This is a genomic window from Formosa sp. S-31, assembly GCF_051172795.1.
Classification (GTDB): domain Bacteria; phylum Bacteroidota; class Bacteroidia; order Flavobacteriales; family Flavobacteriaceae; genus Formosa.
On the sequence record NZ_JAENDK010000010.1, the window covers coordinates 1 to 603 of the forward strand.

The 603-nt window shown below is 38.6% G+C and carries 2 protein-coding genes; both read right to left on the minus strand.

Going from position 1 to position 603, the window contains the following annotated elements; all coding sequences use genetic code 11:
• A partial coding sequence (locus I3217_RS14950) for a DUF6095 family protein (protein ID WP_435049551.1) occupies positions 1-116 on the minus strand: 116 nt, incomplete at its 3' end.
• A partial coding sequence (locus I3217_RS14955; RefSeq protein WP_435050587.1) for an N-acetylmuramic acid 6-phosphate etherase occupies positions 91-603 on the minus strand: 513 nt, incomplete at its 5' end. The genes I3217_RS14950 and I3217_RS14955, both read right to left, overlap by 26 nt.

Here is a 603-nt window from a genome sequence, read left to right on the forward strand (position 1 = left end):
TTGGTTAAGGCAATATGTACTAGTGTTGGTCCTAAAAACATACACAGTAAAGCGATGCCCATTTTCTTTAAACCTTCTACTAAAAGTGTTTTATTGGTGTGGGGTGTCTCTTCCATCTTGGTAGTTTGTTATGGCGTTACGAACCGATTTGTATTTTTTTAATAAAGTCTCCGCTTCGTTATAAGTAATGCCTAATTCAGAGATAATCATTTTCACGCCACGGTCTACTAATTTATCGTTGCTAAGCTGCATGTCGACCATTTTGTTGCCTTTAACTTTTCCTAACTGGATCATAGTGGCTGTCGAAATCATATTTAAAACCAACTTTTGAGCGGTTCCTGCTTTCATTCTGGAACTTCCCGTTACAAACTCAGGGCCAACTACCACTTCAATAGGATATTTAGCCGTAAGGGCTAAGGGACTGTTTTTATTGCAGGTGATACAACCTGTAATGATGTTGTTGTTATTACATTGTTCTAAAGCTTGAATAACATAAGGCGTTGTTCCCGAGGCGGCAATTCCTATAACCACATCTTTAGTGGAAATATCACGTGCTTTTAAGTCTATCCAGCCTTGTGTGGTTGAATCTTCTGCGAATTCTAC